The organism is Brevundimonas sp. (genome assembly GCF_031082345.1).
Taxonomy (GTDB): Bacteria; Pseudomonadota; Alphaproteobacteria; order Caulobacterales; family Caulobacteraceae; genus Brevundimonas.
On record NZ_JAVHLH010000235.1, the window covers coordinates 2,571 to 4,404 of the forward strand.

Below are 1,834 nucleotides of genomic sequence, written 5' to 3' on the forward strand. Positions count from 1 at the left end.
GGCTCCGGTGATGGGTTTGACGCCGGCCAGATAGGCGATCTCCGTCGCCACTTCCCGGGTCAGGCCGTCGCGGGCGGCGGCTTCCACGGCCTGCTCCAGTCCGCCGTACGGGCTCTTCTCGATCGCCGCCCGGTTTCTCTGCCGGCGCTCGATGAACTGCAGCGCCTTGCGCGACACCGGGTCCTGCCAATTCTCCTCGGCGGCCATGGCGAAGACGTCCTCGACGACCTCCTGCATGACCTCCCGCGATACGGCGAACCTCTGCAGGATGGTGCGGCGGTCGTCCGCGTCGCACCACCAGAACATGACATAGGCCCCGGATGGCCGCAGTTCCGGCCGCTTCAGCAGATGGGCGCACAGCTGGCGTTCGGTTCGGCTCAGGCTGACGACGCCCTCCACCGCCACCTGGCTCAGCCGCGCCGTGGTGTTTCTCAGCACGGCCTCGATCACCTGGCGTTCGCCGAAGCTCATCAGGGTTTCGGTGACCACCTCTGAAAGGCCGCGGCGGCTGGCCATCAGGAAGCGGTGCTCGACCGCGGCGTCACGGGCGCAGGCCACCAGATCGGCGTCGGTCAGGGAGGCGCACTGTTCGATCAGCAGGCCCGCGATGTCGGGCTCGTCACGCAACAGCAGCCGCGCCAGGGCGTTCGGCACCTCCGCCAGCGGCGCCAGCCGCGCCGCCACCCGCTTGCGATCGTCGTGCGACGCAAGACGCAGCATCTCGACCAGCAGGTCCCCGGTGACGGAGCGTTCAAAGGCGTTGACCCGGCTGCCCGGCAGCGAGACCACGTCCGCCAGGCGCTTCAGCAGCGCGTGGCGCGCGCGAAAGCCGCCTTGCGGCTCGGCCTCCTCGGACGTGAGAGCGGGTTCGGGCATGTCGGCGGAAAGGTTAAGCCTCCCCGGTTAACCGGCTGTGACGGTCGCTACGGCTCGAACCGGTCCCAGGCCGCCCGGCTGTCCTCGACCAGGGCGAAATCGGCCTCGACCGCCCCGGACTCGGCGAACTCAAGTCTCAGCCGCACCCGGCCGTCCACCGCCCGGGCCGGATCGAAGCCGATCAGCATGAAATGCAGGTCGCTGCCGGGACGCACCTCTAGCACGCCCGACCCCGGCACGGTCCACGAGGGATCCGCCGCCATCCCGGGCGTCGGCCCGTCCCGCTGGATGCGGTGCAACTCCACCCGCTCGGCGCAGACGCAGCTGACGCGCAGCAGCTGATCGGTCACGGGCGAGCCGTTGCGGATCCGCACATAGCCGGCCACGTCGCCGCCGGCCTCGTCGACCCCGCGAACGATCCGCCGGGTCAGGTCCAGCGGCCCGGCCGAGGCGGGCGCCTCCGCGGCGTCCTGTGGCGCTGCCGGCATCTCCGGCATGGCCGACGGGTCCTCCCGGTAGTCGAATCCGCCCACCTCGACCCATCGGCCGTGCCGTTCCGTGCTCGAACGGACCTGATAGACCCCGTCGGGCCCGAAGGCGGTGGTGGACCTCAGACGTTCGATCCCGTCCGCGCCGTGCACGGTTTCCTCGATCTCGAAACCGCCCGCCCCCACGGGCGTCATGGTCCCCGTGGTGTGGAACCCGCCGGTGGTGAAGTAGTGGAAGATGTAGTCGCCGCTGTCCTTGTCGCGGAAGATCAGCGTCTCTCCGGCATAGGCCCCGCCGTTGACCGAATGCACCACCCGCACCGCATGGCCGCCAAGGGCCCAGGTCCAGCGCTGGATGTCCTCGACGCCGGCGCCGTCCGTGCCGGTCCCGCGCCAGCTCCGGCCGATCATCCGTTCAAACGGCGCATAGGCCGCGGGTCCCGTGCCGGAGGCGGCGACGGGACCCGCGG

General features: G+C 70.7%; 2 protein-coding genes. Both read right to left on the bottom strand.

What is annotated here, in order from left to right; translation table 11 throughout:
* On the bottom strand, positions 1 to 876 hold an 876-nt coding region (locus RDU12_RS12955), incomplete at its 3' end, for a DUF2336 domain-containing protein (protein ID WP_308684997.1).
* A gap of 47 nt (positions 877 to 923) precedes the next feature.
* Positions 924 to 1,834, bottom strand: a 911-nt coding sequence (locus RDU12_RS12960; protein WP_308684999.1) for a copper chaperone PCu(A)C, incomplete at its 5' end; no start/stop codon positions are given.